General features: G+C 70.7%; 18 protein-coding genes. 9 read left to right on the top strand and 9 right to left on the bottom strand.

Going from position 1 to position 18167, the window contains the following annotated elements; translation table 11 throughout:
* Positions 1-138: 138 nt before the first annotated feature.
* The 5 genes from FZO89_RS13555 to FZO89_RS13535 all read right to left on the bottom strand — a co-directional run bounded on the left by FZO89_RS13555 (position 139) and on the right by FZO89_RS13535 (position 5042).
* Positions 139-846, bottom strand: coding sequence for a hypothetical protein (locus tag FZO89_RS13555; RefSeq protein WP_149103756.1), 708 nt, complete (start codon positions 844-846; stop codon positions 139-141).
* A 315-nt stretch (positions 847-1161) separates the two neighbouring features.
* On the bottom strand, positions 1162-2247 hold the full coding sequence (locus FZO89_RS13550) for an ABC transporter permease (RefSeq protein WP_149103755.1): 1086 nt from the start codon (positions 2245-2247) through the stop codon (positions 1162-1164).
* Positions 2244-3170, bottom strand: coding sequence for an ABC transporter ATP-binding protein (locus FZO89_RS13545; RefSeq protein WP_149104179.1), 927 nt, complete (start codon positions 3168-3170; stop codon positions 2244-2246). The genes FZO89_RS13550 and FZO89_RS13545 overlap by 4 nt, the downstream gene beginning before the upstream one ends.
* Positions 3171-3378: 208 nt before the next feature.
* On the bottom strand, positions 3379-4356 hold the full coding sequence (locus FZO89_RS13540; RefSeq protein ID WP_262378719.1) for an HlyD family secretion protein: 978 nt from the start codon (positions 4354-4356) through the stop codon (positions 3379-3381).
* A gap of 5 nt (positions 4357-4361) precedes the next feature.
* On the bottom strand, positions 4362-5042 hold the full coding sequence (locus FZO89_RS13535; protein WP_149103754.1) for a TetR/AcrR family transcriptional regulator: 681 nt from the start codon (positions 5040-5042) through the stop codon (positions 4362-4364).
* Between the two features lie 108 nt (positions 5043-5150).
* Here FZO89_RS13535 and FZO89_RS13530 point away from each other — a divergent pair, with 108 nt between their 5' ends.
* From FZO89_RS13530 to ybeY, 3 genes are read left to right on the top strand one after another with little or no spacing between them, the layout of a single operon-like run.
* Positions 5151-6131, top strand: a complete 981-nt coding sequence (locus FZO89_RS13530; protein WP_149103753.1) for a PhoH family protein — start codon at positions 5151-5153, stop codon at positions 6129-6131.
* Between the two features lie 33 nt (positions 6132-6164).
* On the top strand, positions 6165-7061 hold the full coding sequence (locus FZO89_RS13525; RefSeq protein WP_262378660.1) for a hypothetical protein: 897 nt from the start codon (positions 6165-6167) through the stop codon (positions 7059-7061).
* Positions 7058-7546 carry an rRNA maturation RNase YbeY gene (gene ybeY, locus FZO89_RS13520; protein ID WP_149103752.1) on the top strand — a complete coding sequence of 163 codons (489 nt, stop codon included), beginning with the start codon at positions 7058-7060 and terminating at the stop codon, positions 7544-7546. Before FZO89_RS13525 ends, ybeY begins: the two co-directional genes overlap by 4 nt.
* A gap of 20 nt (positions 7547-7566) precedes the next feature.
* Here ybeY and FZO89_RS13515 read toward each other — a convergent pair whose 3' ends face one another.
* Positions 7567-8052 (bottom strand): hypothetical protein, encoded by a 486-nt coding sequence (locus FZO89_RS13515; protein ID WP_149103751.1) that lies wholly within the window; start codon positions 8050-8052, stop codon positions 7567-7569.
* A 212-nt stretch (positions 8053-8264) separates the two neighbouring features.
* Between FZO89_RS13515 and FZO89_RS13510 the strand changes: the two genes are divergently transcribed.
* From FZO89_RS13510 to FZO89_RS13485, 6 genes are all read left to right on the top strand, one after another.
* Positions 8265-9245, top strand: coding sequence for a hypothetical protein (locus FZO89_RS13510; protein ID WP_149103750.1), 981 nt, complete (start codon positions 8265-8267; stop codon positions 9243-9245).
* Between the two features lie 25 nt (positions 9246-9270).
* A complete protein-coding gene (locus FZO89_RS13505) occupies positions 9271-9534 on the top strand; it encodes a hypothetical protein (RefSeq protein ID WP_149103749.1) in 264 nt (87 codons plus the stop codon).
* 105 nt (positions 9535-9639) lie between these two features.
* Complete coding sequence (locus FZO89_RS13500; protein WP_149103748.1) at positions 9640-10515, top strand: CorC family transporter; 876 nt, start codon at positions 9640-9642, stop codon at positions 10513-10515.
* A gap of 24 nt (positions 10516-10539) precedes the next feature.
* Positions 10540-11715, top strand: a complete 1176-nt coding sequence (locus tag FZO89_RS13495; RefSeq protein WP_149103747.1) for a lipoprotein N-acyltransferase Lnb domain-containing protein — start codon at positions 10540-10542, stop codon at positions 11713-11715.
* A 108-nt stretch (positions 11716-11823) separates the two neighbouring features.
* On the top strand, positions 11824-13866 hold the full coding sequence (locus FZO89_RS13490; RefSeq protein WP_149103746.1) for a glycoside hydrolase family 97 protein: 2043 nt from the start codon (positions 11824-11826) through the stop codon (positions 13864-13866).
* A 107-nt stretch (positions 13867-13973) separates the two neighbouring features.
* On the top strand, positions 13974-14978 hold the full coding sequence (locus FZO89_RS13485; RefSeq protein WP_149103745.1) for a magnesium and cobalt transport protein CorA: 1005 nt from the start codon (positions 13974-13976) through the stop codon (positions 14976-14978).
* Here FZO89_RS13485 and FZO89_RS13480 read toward each other — a convergent pair.
* From FZO89_RS13480 to FZO89_RS13470, 3 genes are read right to left on the bottom strand one after another with little or no spacing between them, the layout of a single operon-like run.
* On the bottom strand, positions 14975-15973 hold the full coding sequence (locus FZO89_RS13480) for an ArsA family ATPase (RefSeq protein ID WP_149103744.1): 999 nt from the start codon (positions 15971-15973) through the stop codon (positions 14975-14977). The genes FZO89_RS13485 and FZO89_RS13480 overlap by 4 nt on opposite strands.
* A complete protein-coding gene (locus FZO89_RS13475; RefSeq protein WP_149103743.1) occupies positions 15964-16239 on the bottom strand; it encodes a cory-CC-star protein in 276 nt (91 codons plus the stop codon). The genes FZO89_RS13480 and FZO89_RS13475 overlap by 10 nt, the downstream gene beginning before the upstream one ends.
* Positions 16239-17927 carry a carbon starvation CstA family protein gene (locus tag FZO89_RS13470; protein WP_149103742.1) on the bottom strand — a complete coding sequence of 563 codons (1689 nt, stop codon included), beginning with the start codon at positions 17925-17927 and terminating at the stop codon, positions 16239-16241. Before FZO89_RS13470 ends, FZO89_RS13475 begins: the two co-directional genes overlap by 1 nt.
* Between the last annotated feature and the right edge of the window lie 240 nt (positions 17928-18167).

The raw sequence follows: 18167 nt of genomic DNA, 5'->3' as shown, positions 1-18167 counted from the left end.
GGTCCAACGCAGCTGCTCTGCCTTCCGGGGTCGCAAATCCGGCACGTCCGGATCGACATGTTCGGTCGGCGGACTGTCTTCATCGCAGCATGGCGATCGGGAGCGTCCCCGCTCCGGCCCGGGATCCGGCAACGGCCCCTATCCGCCGGGCGGCCCGCCCGCCGAGGGCTCCACGCCCGCCCGATGCCCGTCGCGACGCCAGAGGGTCCGGCCCTGGGCGCCTTCGAGTACCCACCAGCGACCGTCTTCGGACACCGCGACCGCGCCCGTGACGCCTGCGCCTGCCGGCAACTGCATACCGGGCAGGCGCGACTCGATTTCACTGACCGGTGTGCGAATCGTGCGCAGCGTCGCGCGTCCGAGTGGCGCGCCCGGGTCGGCTTCCGACCCGGTGATGCCCTCGGGCACGGGGTCGATCCGCTCGTCCACGACCTGGCAGCGCGCGTCCAGCCACGCCTGCCTGCGCAGCATGCCGACCCCGTCCGAATGGGTGTAGCGCGCGACCACCACGCCGGCGTGGTCGACGGCGAGCAGGCGATCGGGTTCGACGCCCTCCGCGCGACAGGCCAACGCGCCGTCGCGCCAGAGCTGCAGGCCATCCGCGATCACCCAGAGCGCGCCGTCGGGCGCGAAGGCCAGGTCGCCGACCTCGCTGCCGACCTCGATGCGGCGCAGCTCGACACCCTGCTCGAGATCGAGCATGCGCAGCGTGGCGCCGGCCGCCCAGGCCAGTCGCGGACGCGCGGGGTCGAACGCCACCGCGCCTGCGCCCTGCAGCGGGCGCGGGTCGACGAGAGCCGGCTTGGGCTGTGTGGCGGCACCGCCATCGACGTTGCCGGAGCGCACGGCGCCCTCCTCCCTGCCCGCCGGGTCGGCGACGCCGCAAGCCGCCAGCGCCAGTGCCGCGCACAACCCCAGCGCGCGCGGCCACGCCCTGCGTCCGGGCCGCCGCGCCACATGGCGAAGGCTTTCGGGTCCCCGCTCGTCGCAATGTTGCCGCACTTCCACTGCCTGGTTTCCTGATTCATGGCACACACGAGCGCCGGCCTCACGAGATGAGCGCCGGCGCGATGCGACAGGTATAGCGACTCGCGTGCCCGCGCACAGCTGGGGTCGGCCCCAGTGGCGGGCACCCCTGCGCGTTGCGTCCGGTGCCGCGGCTCAGTCCAGCCGCTTGCGGAACCGCATGATCGCCGCGGTCATCGTCACCGCGGTGAACGCCAGCAACGCCAGCACACCGGGCCATAGTTCCCCAAGGTGCGCGCCGCGCAGCATGATCCCGCGCACCAGGCGCAGGAAATGCGTCATCGGCAGGAGCTCCGCGCCCCACTGCACCACGTCGGGCATGCCGGCGAAGGGGAACATGAAGCCGGAGATCAGGATCGAGGGCAGGAACACGAACATCGTGATCTGGATCGCCTGGAACTGGGTGCGCGCACGGGTGGAGATCAGCAGCCCCATCGCCAGGTTGGCCAGGATCAGCAGCAGCGCGGCGACGTAGACGTCGAGCAGGCTGCCGCGCAGCGGCACGTCGAACATCCAGATGCCGAGCGCCAGGATCAGCGTGGTCTGGATCAGTCCGATGATCGCGTACGGCAGCACCTTGCCGATCATCAGCTCGGCGCGGCTGAGCGGGGTGGCGATCAGCAGTTCCATGTTGCCGCGCTCGCGTTCGCGCACCACCGCCATCGCGGTGAACATGGTCATCGTCATGGTCAGGATGATGCCGATCAGCCCGGGCACGATGCTGACCGCGGAGCGGCGCTGGGGGTTGTAGAAGGCCACGACCTCGATCCGCGTTGCGGTGCGCGCGGCGCGGGGTCCCAGCGGCAACTGCGCGAGCTGGTTCGCGGCGGCCTGGACCACCGTGTCGGTGCCGTCGACCATCACCTGCACCGCCGGCCGCCCGTCGGCGAGGCGACGCTCGAAGTCGGGCGGCAGGACGATGCCGACGCTGATCCGGCCACGGCGCAGCTGCTCCATCGCCTGCTGCGGACTGTCGGCGACGCCGGTGATCTCGATGATGCCGGTGGCGCGCATGTCCATCACCGTCGCACGCGAGGCGGCGGTCCTGGCCTGGTCGACCACGACGGCGTCGAGGTTGCGTGGATTGAAGTTGATCGCGTAGCCGAACAGCAGCAGGTCGATCACGGGGATCGCCACGATCATCGCCAGGCTGATGCGGTCTCGGCGGATCTGCCGCAGCTCCTTGAACACCACGGCCCAGAGGCGGCGCAAAGGCTTCATGCGGCCGCGCCTTCTTCGGCGCGGCCGCGGGTAGCGGCGACGAACACGTCCTCGAGGTTCGCCTCGACCGGCAGTACGTCCGCTTCGAGCGCGGCCTCGCGCAGCGCGGTGGAAACGGCCTCCGCGCTGTCCTCGCCCGGGGCCGACAGCACCCGCAGGGTATTGCCGATCTGGGCCACGCTGAGCACCCCGGGGAGCCGCGCGAGCGCGCGCTGCGCCCGCCGCGGTTTCGCCGCACGGACCTCGACGGCTCGGCCGTGCAACGCTTGCGCCAGTTCGCCCGGCGTCCCGTCGGCCACCAGGGCGCCACGATCGAGGATGGCGATGCGGTGGCAGCGCTCGGCCTCGTCCATGTAGTGGGTGGACACCAGCAGCGTGGTGCCCGCGTCCGCCAGCTCGAACAGCTTCTCCCAGAAGTCGCGGCGCGATTCGGGATCGACCGCACTGGTGGGCTCGTCGAGGAACAGCAGCTCGGGCTCGTGGATCACCGCGCCCGCCAGCGCCAGGCGCTGCTTCTGGCCGCCGCTCAGCGTACCGGCGAGCTGACGCTGGCGATCGCCGAAGTGGTAGAGCTCGATCAGCCGGTCGACGCGCGCGCGCGCCCGGCTGCGCGGCAAGCCGTACACCGCAGCGAGGAATTCCAGGTTCTCGCGCACCGTCAGGTCCTCGAACAGCGAGAACTTCTGGGTCATGTAACCGATGCGCAGGCGCAACGCATCTGCCTGTTCGGGGATGCGCAGGCCGAGCACCTCGATCTCGCCCTCGCTCGGCGTGAGCAGGCCGCAGAGCATGCGGATCGTGGTCGACTTGCCGGAGCCATTGGGACCGAGGAAGCCGTAGACGTGCGCGTGCGGCACGGTGAGGTCGACATGGTCGACCGCGGTCAGCGCGCCGAAGCGCTTGACCAGGCCGCGTGCCTGGATGGCGGTGGTGTCGGCGGCGGCCTCCATCAGCGCGCTCCGCCGGCCGGGGCGGCATTGGCGATGGCACGGATACGACCATGCCCACCCGCGAACCGGCCCCGGCGCGCGCACGACATCCGGCCGCGCGCAGCGCATGGCCGGAACCCAGGGGCCCGGCCGGCACGCGCCGCGTCCGCGTTCGCCGCGCGCCGGAGCGCGGGACCCCGCCTCATGGCCCGAACTCGACCCGGAGCGGCAGCCCGGCGGGCAGGTCGGCCGCGTCCGCGAGCTCCACCTCCGCCAGGTAGCTCAGGCGCGCGGCGTCCTTGCCGGTGAGCGCGTAGTACGGGGTGAAGGTCGGTTCGCTGCGGATCATGCGCACCCGACCGTCGTAGCGGCGCTCTCCTTCGGCGCCGACCAGCACCGTCGCCGCATCGCCGACGTCGATGCCGGCACGCAGCGGCTCGGGCACGTAGACGCGCGCATAGGGCGCCTCGCCGACCAGCATCACCGCAAGCGGCGCGCCGACGGGCGCCTCGTCGCCGAGCCGGTAGGGCAGGCTGTCGATGCGGCCGGCGCGCGGCGCGACCACGTCGAGGCGGCCGGTGGTGGCCGACTGCGCACGCAACTGCGCTTCCGCGGCGGCGAGCGCGGCCTCGGCCTGCGCTACCTGTTCCGGGCGCACGCCGTTGTCGAGTTCCGCCAGCGCGGCCCGCGCCGCCGCCACCTGGGCATCGGCATTGCCGGCGGCGGCGCGCGCGCGATCGACTTCCGCCGCGGCCACCAGCTGGCGCGTGCCGAGCGGCCGCAGGCGCGCGTAGTAGGCGCGGGCATCGCGGGCCTGCGCCTGCGTGGCGGCGAGGTTGGCGCGGGCCTGGTCCACGACTTCGGTGCGCGCGCCGTTGCGCAGTTCCGCCAGCGCCTCGCGTTGCCGGGCGACATCCGCCTCGGCCGCGGCCTGCTGCGCGTCGCCGCGCGTGCGCTCGAGGGTGAGGATGCGCGCCCCCGCCTCGACCCGTTCGCCCTCGCGCACGGCGATGTCGACGATACGCTCGGCCGCGGGGGCCGGCAGCGCGATGCGGTCGTATTCCAGGGTGCCGAGCGCGGCGGCGGGTTCTTCGCCGCAGCCGGCCAGGCACAGCAGTCCGGCGAGCAGGCTGGCGGCGCGCAACCGGTGGGGAAAGGGGATGCGGGTCATGTGGGTCATGCGGGTCATGCGGGAAGCTCCAGGCCGCGCTCGATCAGGGCGAGCGCGTGGTCGCGGATGTCGTCGATGCCGAGGTCGTCGCTGGCGAAGATCTCCCGCCAGATCGGGGTGCCGGCCGCGGGGAACAGGGTCAACCCGACCAGCGAGACCATCAGCAGACGCGGGTCCAGCCCGGGATTGAGCCGGCCGGCCGCCTGCTCTGCAGCGAAGCGTGCGGCCAGCACGGTGGCGATCTGCGGCGCGAGGCGCGTGACCAGCAGTTCGCGCAGGTCACCCCCTTCGCTCACCACTTCCCGGATCCACAGCGGCGGCAGCCAGGGGTGGCGGCGGATCATCCCGCAGATGCCGTCGACGAAGGCGACGATGACTTCGCGCAAGGGCGCGTCGGGCATGCCCAGCAGGGTGTCCCGGATCCCGGTGAACACCGGCATCAGCCGTTCGCCGACAACCGCCTCGCGCAGGCCGGCGGCATCGCCGAAGTAGTAGTGAAGCAGCGCGGGGGTGATGCCGGCTTCGCGGGCGATGTCGCGCAGCGAGGTCGCGGCGATGCCGCGCCGCACGTAACAGGCCAGCGCGGCGTCCAGCGCCAGCGCGCGGCGATCGCCCTCGCCGCTGGGCCGGCCAGGCTGGCGCTGAGGGGGCTTGCGGACCGGTCCGGACCCGCCACGGTCTGATTTGCGGCTCATGCGATCAATATTAATTGATCAATCAATTAATGTTCGAATGGAAGGTGAACGAGACTGCCTGCCTGCTCCTCCCGGGTTCGCATCGCCGTGCGCTACCCTGCTCGCCCTATGCCGCCCCTCCCCCACCGCGACTTCACCCTCGACCCGCCCGATACCGAGCGCCTGGCCAACCTCGCCGGGCCTTTCGACGGGCACCTGCGCCAGATCGAACTGCGACTGGGCATCGAGATCGCCAACCGCGGCAACGTGTTCCGCCTCGATGGCCGCGACGAGAAGGTGCTGGCCCAGGCCGAGGCGCTGCTGCGCGCGCTGTACGAGGAGGCCGCGACCGAGACCTTCGACAGCAACGCCATCAACCTGCGGCTGAACCAGGCCAACCTCGAGCGGGTCGACGATATCGTCCCGCAGGACGTGGCGATCCGGGTCAAGCGCGGCACCATCCGCGGCCGCGGCGCGAACCAGGCGAAGTACCTGCACGCCATCGCCACCCACGACATCAATTTCGGCATCGGTCCCGCCGGCACCGGCAAGACCTTCCTCGCGGTCGCGATGGCGGTCGAGGCGCTCAACGAGTCGCGGGTGCAGCGCCTGATCCTGGTGCGACCGGCGGTGGAAGCGGGCGAGAAGCTCGGCTTCCTGCCCGGCGACCTGACCCAGAAGGTCGATCCCTACCTGCGCCCGCTGTACGACGCGCTGTACGAGATGCTCGGCGTGGAGAAGGTGGTCAAGCTGCTGGAACGCAACGTGATCGAGATCGCGCCGCTCGCCTACATGCGCGGGCGCACGCTCAACGACGCCTTCGTGATCCTGGACGAGGCGCAGAACACGACCATCGAGCAGATGAAGATGTTCCTGACCCGGCTCGGCTTCGGCTCCACCGCCGTGGTCACCGGCGACATGACCCAGATCGACCTGCCCAAGCACGTGAAGTCGGGCCTGAAGGACGCGATCGAGGTGCTGCGCGACGTCGACGGCGTGCACTTCACCTTCTTCGAGGCCCGCGACGTGGTCCGCCACCCGCTGGTGGCGCGCATCGTCAACGCCTACGAGCGTCGCGACGCGATCGATGCGCAGACCGGGCCGGCGTAGACTGGCGCGATCGCCCCTCCGCGAGGCAACGCCGTGGTGCAGCCGAGCACGCCCGCTTTCCTGATCCTGCTGGTCCTGCTGCTGCCCGGGTCGCTGCCGGCCGCGCCGCAGGACGCCGCGCGACAGGCGCAGGCGCGCCCCTACGTCGAGACCAGCTACCTGATCGCGCCACGCAGGGTCGGGGATTTCGTTCTGCACGACGCCAGCTACGACGAGGGCCGGAAATACTCCGGCGCGGGCTTCCGCTATGCCGTCGAGGGACACCAGGAAACCCGCATCGACGTCTATGTCTATCCCGCGGGCCGCATGCCACGGGCCTCGGCGCTGACCAGCGGCATGGCGGGGTTCCGTGCCGATCTCGGGCGCGCTGTCGATGCCGGCACCTATGCCGATCTGGTGCTGGGAGACGAACAGGAGTTCGCGCTGGTCGAGGACGCGACGGTCGCCGGCCCGGATACGCCAGGGGACGGGAACGGGGAGGCCCTGGAAGCGATCCTGGCCATCGCCGCGTCCGGCAACCGGCCTTCCGGGCGCAAGCTCCCGATGACCATGACGCTGCAGCCGCACGGCTGGCCCATGCAGTCCGCCGGCTACCTGTTCTACCGGCAGTTGTACTACTTCAAGGTCCGCGCCTCCGCCGCGGTGGAGCGCATCACGCCCGCGGACTTCGACGTCCTCGTCGATCGCGCGGCGCGGACGCTGGTCCCCGCGATCGAGGTCGCCAACGTGGGGGCGTGCGCCGGGTCCGTGATCCACGTGGCCGCGGATGCCTCACCGGAAGAGGTGGCGCGGGAACTGGTGATGCAGGCCACCGAACACCAGGGTTACAACTGCCATGAAACGGCAGAAGCGGCGGGCGTCGGCCGCAAGTCGGCCGAGGCCGAAGTGGTCGAGATCGCCTACCGGGCCGAGGAGTGGAAAGCGCCATGACCCGCGGCCCCATCCGTCTCGACGTCGCCGTCGGCTACGCCATCCCGCGCAAGGGCCTGCCGTCGGCGGTGTCGTTCCGCAAATGGTCGGCGGCCGCGCTCGCCGGCCGTATCCGCGAAGCCGACCTGGCGATCCGCGTCGTGGGCACGAAGGAAGGACGCGCGCTCAACCGCCACTACCGCGGCCGGGACTATGCGACCAACGTGCTCAGCTTTCCGGCCGAACTGCCCGACGGCCTCCCGCCGGGCGTGCGCATGCCCCTGCTCGGCGACCTGGTGATCTGCGCACCGGTGGTGGCGCGCGAGGCCCGCGAACAGAAGAAGCCGCTCGCGGCCCACTACGCGCACCTCACCGTGCACGGCGTCCTGCACCTGCTGGGCTGGGATCACGGCGACGACCGCGAAGCCGAGGCGATGGAGCAGCTCGAACGCGAGATCCTCGCCGGCCTCGGAATCGACGACCCGTATCTGCCCGGTCCGGACTAGACCGGACCGGGCGGGCCGCCTCACAGGCAATCGATCAGGCCGTCCATCATCGTGCGCTGCGTGCCGGGCAGCGGCGCGTACAGCGGTTCGTCCTCGTCGCCGAGCGCAGCGAGCAGCTGTTCGATGGTGGTGCCCGACGGCAAGGGCGTACGGCACTGCCAGAAGGCGCGCTCGACCCCGATCCTGCCGTTGGTCGGGGCGATCTCCTCGTGGCTGGCCGCGAAGGTCCAGCTGCACATGCCGATCCGGCCGCTGACCCGGTGCACCGAGCACAGGTACCGCAGCGACTGGATGTTGCTGTACTCGCCCTCGCAGAAGGTGTCGCCGCAGATCTCGTCGAACCCGCGGCGCAGGCCCCGGGTGAGATTGAACCAGGCCTCGTACTGCGCATCGGTCTGCAGGTAGCCGGTGATGTCGATGTAGTCGGGACCCTGCTGCGCGCGCGCGACCGCGGCCGGCAGCAGGATGAGGAGCCCGCACAGGGCCAGGGCATGGATGCAGCGCATGGAACGTCCTCCTTGACGTGGTGGGTGGATGCCGCAGGCACAGGATCCGGGTGCGGCCGCACGCCGCCCATCGGGCCACGCCCGGGTCGGCCGTCGGAAAACGCCCCGTCCGGGGGTCGGGGCCTCGCGGCCTGCAGCCGCCCGCGCCGCGAGGGTTTTCCCCAGATTGTCGCTTCCGCCAGCGCCGGCTAGGTTCGTTGCATCCTGGAAGCGTGGCCACCGCCATGGGCGTATTCGACAGTATCGGCAACGGACTCTCGCAGGTCGGCGGCGTCTTCAAGGGCGCAGGCGAAACGCTGTGGGAAACCGGCAAGGGCGTGGTCGACCTCGGCGTCGGCGTGGCCCGGACCGGCTACGACCTCAGCGGGGCCGGCGTGATCACCGATGCCTACGAGGACCTGACCGGGCAGGACGCAGCGGACTGGCTGCCCTCCGCGGAGCGTGGCGGCGAGCGCCTGGAAGGCGCCTTCGAGACCGCGGCCACCATCGCCCGCAACCCCGGCCTGCTGGTCGACGCGGTGGTCGAGCCGATCGTCGACGACTGGAACAACGGCAACTACGGCGAAGCCATCGGCCGCGGGCTGACCGAGGCGGTGCTGGTGGTGGTGGGCACGAAGGGCGTGGACAAGGCCGCCCGCGGCGGCCGGGTCGCCGATGCCGCCAGCGACGTCGCCGACGCCGCGCGTACCGGTGCCCGCATCGACAACGCCGTCCCCCTGACGCGTACCCAGATCGACGACATCAGTGCCCTGGCCAAAGGCAGCCGGCCAGACCCGGCCGAGTACCTGCCTGCGCAGTACATTTCCGACCACCTCGCCCTGTTCGAGGGCGGCGCCACCCGTTTCCAGCTCAAGTCCGGCCTCGACAAGTACGGCCCGGGCCAGGTGGACGGCACCTCGTTCGTGATGACCCGTTCCCAGGCCGACGAGCTGCTGGCCGCCACCAACGGCGATCCGCGCGCCCTGGAGCGCGCGCTGGGCCTGCCCGAGGGCCAACTGGACGGCAACACGCTGATGCGGGTGGACTTCGACGATCCCGCCGAGCTCGACCTGCGCATGCCCTCGGGCAACGAGGCCGGCGCCAACGACAAGTGGATCCCCGGCGGCAGGCTGCCGGACGGCTCGGCCGAGGCTGTGATTGACGTTGCCGGCATCCCGCCAGCAAGATATTCGGCGACTCCGGTCGACCCCTGACCTCCGCGCGCGGAACCGCCCCGAAGTGAAATTCACCGATCTGTTCGTGAGCCGCGAGCTGCGCTTTTCCCTCGGCATCGAAGAACAATCCGGGCGCTACTACCTATCGATCCCCGTGGCCAACCGCCTGGCCGACTACGAGGAGTACTACGAGATCGACCGCGCCGCGCTGGAGCGCTACCGGGTCGATCCGGCCGCCGCGGAGGGGTTCCTGCAGCGCTGCCGCAACCGCGAGGCGGACGAACTGCTGATCCTCAAGCCGGGCCGCGACCGCGGCGTGCCGGCCTGAGGACGCAACCCGCCAGACACGCGTGATGGGCACCTTTCACGCCGGCGCGTTAGACTTCACCGGTCGCCTTTGGCGGCGCCTTTTTGAATCAAGCACCCGAAAGCAATGTCCGAGGACGACAGTAGTACCGGCACCGCCGAAACCGCCGAAAGGCGGCGCAGCTGGCTGGACCGGCTCAGTTCCGCGATCTCCGGCGAGCCCAGCACCCGCGACGACCTGGTCGAACTGCTGCGCGACACCCATTCCGACGGCCTGATCGAGGCCGACACCCTGCGGATGATGGAAGGCGCGCTGGCCGTGTCCGACATGACCGTGGGCGACGTGATGGTCTCGCGTTCGCAGATGGTCGCCCTGCCCGCCGACGCGAAATTCCTCGACCTGATGAAGCAGGTGGTCGAATCGGGCCACTCCCGCTTCCCGGTGCACGGCGAGGACAAGGACGAGATCCTCGGCATCCTGCTGGCCAAGGACCTGCTGCGCGGCGTGGTCGCCGACAACGGTCCCGGCACGATCCACGAACTGCTGCGCCCGGCGGTGCTGATCCCCGAGTCGAAGAAGCTCAACCTGCTGCTGCGCGAGTTCCGCCAGTCGCGCAACCACATGGCGATCGTGATCGACGAGTACGGCGGGGTCGCCGGACTGGTGACGATCGAGGACGTGCTGGAGGAGATCGTCGGCGAGATCGACGACGAGCACGACGACGCCGAGGATCCCGATGCCCTGATCGCGGCCCAGGCCGACGGCCAGTACGTGGTCGACGCACTGACCCCGATCGCGGATTTCAACGAGCGTTTCGGCGCGGATTTCGACGACGACGAATACGACACGATCGGCGGCCTGGTCACCGCGGCCATCGGCCACCTGCCCGAGGCGGGCGAGGAGCTCACGCTGGGCCGCTTCGGATTCCGCGTGACCCGCGCCGACGCGCGCCGGCTGCATGCCCTGCACGTCAGCGTGCATGCCGACCACGCCGCGGACTGACGTGCCCGCCCTGCACGATCGTCCATGAGCCCATGGCGCGCGGCGCTGCTGGCGGCCCTGCTCGCGATGTCGTCGCTGGTGCAGGCCGCGCCGCGCATCGGCGTCGCCACCATGCAGCCCGGCGAGATCTTCTTCGAGCGTTTCGGCCATAACGCGATCGTGGTCGACGACCCCCTGTTTGCCGAGCCGGTCTCGTACAACTTCGGCTTCTTCGACCTCGACGAGCCGGATTTCACCGGCCGCTTCGTGCGCGGGGACATGCGCTACCGCCTTGTCGCGTTGCCGCTGTCGCAGGACCTGGCCTACTACCGCGAGGTCGGCCGCGGCGTCTCGGTGCAGTGGCTCGACCTGGACCCGGACGAAGCCGCGCGCCTGGCCGCCGCACTGGCGGACAACGCCCGCCCGGAGAACGCGGCCTACCGCTACGACTACTTCACCGACAACTGCTCGACGCGCGTGCGCGACGCGCTCGACGACGCGCTCGGCGGCCTGCTGCGGCGCCAGCTGGCGGGACGCTCGCGCGGCAATACGTTCCGCGGCGACGCGGTGCGGCTGGCCTCCCCCGCGCCGTGGTTGTGGCTGGGCTTCGACCTGGGCCTCGGTCCCGCGGCCGACCGGCCCAATGCGCTGTGGGACGACGCCTTCGTGCCGATGCGCCTGGCCGATGCGTTGGACGGCATCCGCCGCGCCGACGGCCGGCCGCTGGTCGCCGCGACCGAGGAACTGCTGCCGCACCGGCTTGCGCCGGAGCCGCCGGAAATGCCGCGACCGTGGTGGCCATGGCTGCTCGCCGGCCTAGCGATCGCCGCGGCCTTGCGCCTGCTGGGCCAGCGCCGCCCGCCCGCGCTGGCGGCGCTGGCGCTGCCGTTCTGGACGCTGGCCGCCCTGCTCGGCGGCGCGATGCTGTTCCTCTGGGGCCTCACCGAACACCGCTTCGCATGGGCGAACCAGAACCTGCTGCTGCTGTCGCCGCTGTGCCTGCTGCTGTGGCCGGGCGGGTGGCGGATCGCGCGCTCGCGCGACCCGGGCAAGCCGTTCCGCGCGCTCGCGTGGCTGGTCGCCGCCGGCGCCGTGCTCGCGCTGTTCCTCCACTGGTTGCCGGTGCTGCCGCAGCGCAACGCGCACTGGATCGCGCTGCTGCTGCCGATCCACGTCGCATTGGCGTGGACGCTCGCGGGCCGCGCGACGCGGGCTGCGTAACTCGCGCACACCGGCCTCCCGCGCCGACGCAACTGCATACGTATGCACGCCGCGCGCGCGCGGGCGCCGTGACATCATCGGTCCGATTCCGCGACAGGAACCCGCCCGATGCAGATCCGAAACGCATCCATCGCCGCCGTGCTCCTGTGCACCGCGGCCTCGCCCGCCTGGACGGCCCCGCCATCGCCGAAGGCGCAGGCCTGCTCGCCCGGGAACGTGCTGTGCGTCGAGCTGACCACCGACAACGACGGCCGGCCGAGCTACGCGGTGCATCGCGAGGGCCGCGAGGTCATCGCGCCTTCGCACCTGGGCATGCTGTTCACCGACGTGCCGAAATTCGAACGCAACCTCGCGATCGCCGCGCAGACCCGGGATTCGTTCGACCAGACCTGGGAGCAGCCCTGGGGCGAGCGCCGCGAGATCCGCAACCACTACAACCAGCTCACCGTGACCCTGCGCGAGCGGACCGGCCGCAAGCGCGACTTCGACGTGGTATTCCGCCTCCATGACGACGGCATCGGCTTCCGCTACGTGTTCCGCAGCCAGCCCGGCCTCGAGCGGCTGAACATCGCCGAGGAACTGACCGAATTCACGCTGGCCGAAGACGCCACCGCGTGGTGGATCCCGGCGTTCGAGTGGAACCGCGAGGAATACCTGTACCACACCACGTCGCTGCAGCAGGTGGGCGATGCGCAGACGCCGATCACGCTGCGCACCGGCGACGGCCTGCACGTCTCGATCCACGAGGCGGCGCTGGTCGACTACTCGGGCATGAACCTCACCCGGGTCGAGGGGCGCAAGCTCAAGGCCGCGCTCACCCCGGGCAGCGGCACGGCGGCGAAGGTGTCGGTGGCCACGCCCTTCGCCACGCCGTGGCGCACGCTGCAGGTCGCCACGCGCGCCGGCGACCTGGTGGAGTCCTCGCTGATCCTCAACCTCAACGAACCCAACAGGCTCGGCGACGTGTCCTGGGTGAAGCCGATGAAGTACGTCGGCGTGTGGTGGGAAATGCACATGGACCTCAAGACCTGGGGCACCGGTGCGCGCCACGGCGCCACCGACGCCAACGTCCGCCGGCACATCGACTTCGCCGCCGAGCACGGTTTCGGCGGCGTGCTGGTGGAAGGCTGGAACCGCGGCTGGGATGGCGACTGGTTCGGCAACGGCGAGGAGTTCAGCTTCACCGAATCGGCCGGAGACTTCGACCTCGCCGCGCTGAGCGGGTACGCGCGCGGCAAGGGCGTGGCGCTGATCGGCCACCACGAGACCTCGGGCCACGCCGCGCACTACGAATCTCAGCTCGACGCCGCGTTCGACCTGTACCGGCGGGTGGGCGTGCCGGCGGTCAAGACCGGCTACGTCGCCGATGCCGGGCAGGCCAAGGTGCGCGATGCGGACGGCGGCATCGTCTATGCCTGGCACGAGGGCCAGGCCATGGCCAACCACCACCTCAAGGTGGTGACGGAAGCGGCGAAGCGCCGGATCTCGGTCAATCCGCACGAGCCGGTCAAGGACACCGGGCTGCGTCGCACGTATCCGAACTGGGTCACCCGCGAGGGCGCGCGCGGCATGGAGTTCAGCGCCTGGGGCCAGCCTGGCAACCCGCCCGAGCACGAGGCCAACCTGGTGTTCACGCGCCTGCTGGCGGGACCGATGGACTACACGCCGGGCATCTTCGGCATGCGTACGCGTTCGTCCGGCGGCATCGAGACCACCTGGGCCAAGCAGCTGGCGCTGTACGTGGTGATCCACAGCCCGCTGCAGATGGCGGCCGACCTGCTGGAGAACTACGAGAAGAATCCCGGCCCCTTCCAGTTCATCAAGGACGTGCCGGTGGACTGGGAAACCACCCGCGTGCTCAACGGCGAGATCGGCGACTACGTCACCATCGCCCGCCGCGAGCGCGGCGGCGACGACTGGTACCTGGGGTCGCTCACGGACGAGCATGCGCGCAGCTTCGAGGTCGCGCTGTCGTTCCTCGACGAGGGCCGCCGCTACACCGCCCAGGTCTATCGCGATGGCGACGATGCGGACTACCGCGGCAACCGCGAGGATATCGTGATCGAGCAACGCGAGGTGACCGGCGCCGACACGCTGACCCTGCGCCTCGCACCGGGTGGCGGGCAGGCGATCCGCTTCGTCGCGCACTGAGAGGCCGCGCCTCGCGGCCGCACGCGCCGCCCGGATGGGCGGAGGTGCCCGGACGGCAGCTTCCCGGCGGCTTGCCCGGGCCCGCCGGCTCGCGCAGGATGCGTCCCATGAGCGAAGCGTCCGCCCCCGTCTCCAACCCCGCCTGCGTGGTCAACTGCGCGGTGTACGCGCCGGACGGCGTCCGGCGCGACATCGCGCTGGATGCGATCAGCGACGTGCTCGCACAGGACGACGGCAGCTTCGTCTGGATCGGACTGTACGAACCCGACGACGCCAGCCTGGAAAAGCTGCAGGAGGAGTTCGACCTGCACGAGCTCGCGATCGAGGACGCGCACAACGCGCACCAGCGGCCCAAGGTCGAGGCCTATGGCCAGGCCCTGTTCCTCGCCGTGAATACCGCGCAGATGGTCGACGGCCAGCTCCTGTTCGGCGAGACCCACATCTTCGTCGGGCCGAACTACCTGATCACGGTCCGTCACGGCGCCTCGCTCTCCTACGCGCACGCCCGCGCACGCGTCGAGCGCGAGCCGGCCCTGCTCGCGCTGGGGCCCTCGTACGCGCTGTACGCGGTGCTCGACTTCATCGTCGACAACTACCTGCCCATCGCCGACCAGTTCAAGGCCACGCTGCGCGCGCTCGAGCGCGACATCTTCTCGGACGCGTATCGGCGCAGCACCCTGGTACGGCTCTACGACCTCAAGCGCGAGCTGACCGAGATGCGGATGTCGGTGGCGCCGCTGATCGACGTGCTGTCGCAGCTGGTGCGTTCGCCCTCGCCGCAGATCCCGGAGGAAACGCGTTTCTACTTCCGCGACGTGCACGACCACGTGATCCGCGTCAACGACACGGTCGACGCGCTGCGCGACCTGCTGGGCACCGCGATGGCGGTCAACCAGTCGCTGGTCACGCTGGCACAGGGCGAGACGGTCAGGAAACTCGGCGCCTGGGCCGCACTGCTGGCGGCGCCGACCCTGATCACCAGCTGGTACGGGATGAACTTCCGGTCGATGCCCGAGCTCGACGGTCGCTATGCCTACCCGCTGCTGGTGCTCTTCGTCGGCGCGGTCTGCTTCGGGCTCTACCGCCTGTTCCGGCGCATCGGCTGGCTCTAGCCGCTGCGCGCCAGCAGGTCGGCGATCGCGGCCACGCCCGCCTCGCCCGCCACGTCCCCGGCAAGCAGCGGCAGCTGCTGCAACGGGATGTCCGGCAGCGCCTCGCGCAGCGCACGAAGGTGGATCTCCTCCTGGACGCGCCGTTCGGCGAGGAACGCGCCGGCATCGGCGGGCGAGCGACGGTTGACCACGAGCGCGCCGACGTGGATGCCCGCACGCACCAGGCTGGCGTGGAGTTCGATCGTTTCCAGCACCGGCAGGCGCTCGGCCGCCAGTACGATGGCGAACGCGGTGGCGGTGGCATCCGCCAGCACATCGCGCAGGTCGCCGAACAGGTGGCGCCGCCGGTGCAGCATCGCGCGGATCGCCTGGTCCCGGTCGCCGGGGGTCCGCGCCTCGTCGCCCTCGCCGAGCGCGCGCGCAGCCACGCCGTCGTCGCCACCGAGGTTGCGCAGCGCGACACCGAAACGTTCGCTGCGCGCCTGGCGTCGCAGCAGGCCGTCGGTCCACGCCGCCATCATGTCCGGCAGCGCCATCAGGCGTGCGGTATGTCCGGACGGCGCGGTATCGAAGACCAGCAGGTCGTGGCTGCGCAGGCCCTGCTGCACGATCCCCGCGATGCGCTCGAGCAACGCGGCCTCGAGCATTCCCGGCGCGTCGCGCGACAGCGCCAGGTGCCGGTCGACCTCGCCGGACAGGTGCGGCGGCATCAGTTTGCGCAGCGCGTCGCCGACCTGCCCCAGGTGCGCCTTCACGGTCGCCCCCGGATCGATCTCGACCGCGTCGAGCCCTGCCGCCAGCGGCCGCGGCTCCGGGCCGATGCGGCATTGCCACAGGTGGCCGAGGTTGTGCGCAGGATCGGTGGACACCAGCAGCACCCGGCGCCCGTCGCGGGCCTGTGCGTACGCCACGGCCGATGCGACCGTGGTCTTGCCCACCCCGCCCTTGCCGCCCAGGAACAGCACGCGGCGCGACGCCGCGAGCGTCAGCAGCATCCGACGTGGTCCAGCGGCGAGCGCTCCATGCCCATGCGCCGGTGCCAGTCGTGGAAGCGCTCGTACAGCACCGGCATCAGTTCCAGGGTGTAGTAGGCGGCCGGGTTCGGCACGCCAAGCGCCTCCGAGCAGACCAGCAGCATGAACAGGTCGTCCTCGTCGCGCCGGGCACGCGCGAACGTGCGCCGGTAGGGCGCGGCATAGAACTCGCCGAGCGCGGCCGACAGCCGCGCCAGCGGCGAGCCGCCGGGCGCGTCGGTCGCCATCAGCCGCGCTCGCCGTCCAGCGTGCCGTCCTCCGCGGCACCGGCATCGCGCCCCTTGCGCATGGCCAGGAAGGCCTCGAACGACACCCACAGCGCAGCCACCAGGATCACCACGTCCATCGCCAGCAGCAGCCAGTTGCCCTGCTCGAGGAAGGTGCCCAGCTGCACGATCAGCGCGTACAGCGACATGACCAGCAGGAACACGAGCGGCACCAGGGTGAACAGCGGATTGCGGCCCTTGCGGATCAGGATCACCGAGATCACCGCGAGTGTGAGCGCCGCGAGCAGCTGGTTGGTGGTGCCGAACAACGGCCAGATGACCATGCCGCCGGCGCCATCGCCACCGGCACCGAAGGCCAGCGCCATGCACACCGCCAGCGCCACCACCGTGCCGAGGAAGGTCCCGACCTTGAATCCCGCCAGCTCCGCCGCTTCCTGCACCACGAAGCGCTGCAGGCGCAGGCCGGTGTCCATGGTGGTGGCCGCGAACAGGATCGCCATCGTCGCCAGCATGGTCGAGCCGAGCTGCTCGGGCATGCCCAGGCCCTCCATCAGCAGCACGTCGCCGCCATTGACGAACGCGGTCACGCCGCCGGCGCCGAACTGCGCGTAGACCGCCTGCCAGTCCACCAGCGTGGCGAAGCCGGCGGTGCAGCATATGATGGCCGCCAGCGACAGCATGCCCTCACCGACCGCGCCGAAGTAGCCGACGAAGCGCGCGTCGGTCTCCTTGTCCAGTTGCTTGGACGTGGTGCCCGAGGCGACCATGCCGTGGAAGCCGGAGATCGCCCCGCAGGCGATGGTCACGAACAGCAGCGGCACGATCCCGGGCGTGCCGTCGGGCACGTTGTCGTTGAACGCGGGGGCGACGATCGTCGGCGATGCGAACAGCACCGCCGCGTACAGGATGCCCAGGCCCACGAACAGCTGCAGGCCGTTGATGTAGTCGCGCGGCTGCAGCAGCACCCACACCGGCAGCAGCGAGGCGATGCCCGCGTACAGGAACAGCAGCACGATCCAGGCCGACTTCGCGCTCATGCCGAACACCGAATCGGGCAGCACCAGCGGATAGCTGTTGCCGATCAGGATCAGCGCGTAGAGCACGATCACGCCGCCGATCGAGGGCCACAGCAGGCCCACCTTCCAGCGGTAGATCAGTTGCCCGATCACCAGCGCCACCAGGATCGCACCCCACACCGGGATCACCGAGGTCGGCGTGGACACCAGCAGGTTGGCGATCACCACCGCGAACGCGGCGTTGACCATCAGTAGCAGCAGGAAGATCACCACCAGGAACAGGTTGCGCCCACGGCGGCCGATGTAGCTGCCGCTGAGCATGCCCATCGACTTGCCCTTGTTGCGCACGCTGGCCCAGAGCGCGCCGAAGTCGTGTACGCCAGCGAAGAACACCGTGCCCAAGGTCACCCACAGGAACGCGGGCGCCCAGCCCCAGATCACCGCGATAGCGGGTCCCACGATCGGCGCTGCACCCGCCACGGACGTGAAGTGGTGCCCCCAGAGCACGAAGCGGTTGGTCGGCACGTAGTCGACCCCGTCGCGCAGGGTATGCGCCGGCGTCGGGTAGTCCGCCTGGAGCCGGTAGATCTTCTCGGCGATGAACTTCGAATAGAACACGTAGCCCAGCGCCATCGCGCCGAGCCCGACCAGCAGGAGGATGATGGCATTCACGTGCGGCGGCTCCCTTGGCGACGGCGATGCCGCCCGGTAGCGCAAGCCGAACCGAAACCGCGCGAATTTGCAAGCTTCGCATCGTGCAAATGGGTTGCCAGTCGGATTCGTGGTGCGTGCTGCAGTGCGACACGCGCGCGACATTCCCGCACGTCAAGCACGTCGCCAGACGCGCCGGCCCGTGTCCGCCCTCCCGGTACTGCTGCTGCGGCCGCGTGTCGCGGCCGTGCGGCGACGCCT

This window comes from Luteimonas viscosa (genome assembly GCF_008244685.1).
In the GTDB taxonomy this organism is placed as follows: domain Bacteria; phylum Pseudomonadota; class Gammaproteobacteria; order Xanthomonadales; family Xanthomonadaceae; genus Luteimonas; species Luteimonas viscosa.
Note: the sequence above shows the minus strand (reverse complement) of the source record. Positions and strands in the feature narration are given on the sequence as shown.

Coding starts and splice junctions, on each gene's coding strand:
- FZO89_RS13550 (WP_149103755.1), bottom strand. CDS start 2,247: ATGAAGCCTTTGCGCCGCCTCTGGGCCGTGGTGTTCAAGGAGCTGCGG.
- FZO89_RS13495 (WP_149103747.1), top strand. CDS start 10,540: ATGAGCCCATGGCGCGCGGCGCTGCTGGCGGCCCTGCTCGCGATGTCG.
- FZO89_RS13485 (WP_149103745.1), top strand. CDS start 13,974: ATGAGCGAAGCGTCCGCCCCCGTCTCCAACCCCGCCTGCGTGGTCAAC.
- FZO89_RS13540 (WP_262378719.1), bottom strand. CDS start 4,356: ATGACCCACATGACCCGCATCCCCTTTCCCCACCGGTTGCGCGCCGCC.
- FZO89_RS13490 (WP_149103746.1), top strand. CDS start 11,824: ATGCAGATCCGAAACGCATCCATCGCCGCCGTGCTCCTGTGCACCGCG.
- FZO89_RS13500 (WP_149103748.1), top strand. CDS start 9,640: ATGTCCGAGGACGACAGTAGTACCGGCACCGCCGAAACCGCCGAAAGG.
- FZO89_RS13475 (WP_149103743.1), bottom strand. CDS start 16,239: ATGGCGACCGACGCGCCCGGCGGCTCGCCGCTGGCGCGGCTGTCGGCC.
- FZO89_RS13480 (WP_149103744.1), bottom strand. CDS start 15,973: ATGCTGCTGACGCTCGCGGCGTCGCGCCGCGTGCTGTTCCTGGGCGGC.
- FZO89_RS13535 (WP_149103754.1), bottom strand. CDS start 5,042: ATGAGCCGCAAATCAGACCGTGGCGGGTCCGGACCGGTCCGCAAGCCC.
- FZO89_RS13530 (WP_149103753.1), top strand. CDS start 5,151: ATGCCGCCCCTCCCCCACCGCGACTTCACCCTCGACCCGCCCGATACC.
- ybeY (WP_149103752.1), top strand. CDS start 7,058: ATGACCCGCGGCCCCATCCGTCTCGACGTCGCCGTCGGCTACGCCATC.
- FZO89_RS13515 (WP_149103751.1), bottom strand. CDS start 8,052: ATGCGCTGCATCCATGCCCTGGCCCTGTGCGGGCTCCTCATCCTGCTG.